Annotated in this window: 1 protein-coding gene; it reads right to left on the bottom strand. The window is 20.6% G+C overall.

Annotated elements, in window-relative coordinates:
• The coding region (locus tag AYC60_RS04105; protein WP_156447659.1) for a UTRA domain-containing protein at nt 1-247 on the bottom strand (247 nt) is incomplete at both ends.

The following is a 247-nucleotide window of genomic DNA, read 5'->3' as shown; positions in this document are numbered from 1 at the left end:
ATTCCAAAGTCATTTTCCTTTAATTTAAGTAAATTTTTTTCTTTTTTACTAGAATTTAATATTGACTTTAATTTTTCTATGGCTTTTGATAAAGTAACATCATACCTATATTCTAAAATATTATAAATTGAATTATTATTTAGTTCAAGTGGATCAAAACCATTAAATCTGTACATTGTTAGATATGTTTGTTCGTATATTATTGGTTCTTCATTTATGAAACGTAATCTTTCAAAATATATTATCT

The sequence above is a fragment of the Streptobacillus felis genome, from assembly GCF_001559775.1.
In the GTDB taxonomy this organism is placed as follows: domain Bacteria; phylum Fusobacteriota; class Fusobacteriia; order Fusobacteriales; family Leptotrichiaceae; genus Streptobacillus; species Streptobacillus felis.
This window is presented reverse-complemented; position numbering and strand designations above follow the sequence as displayed.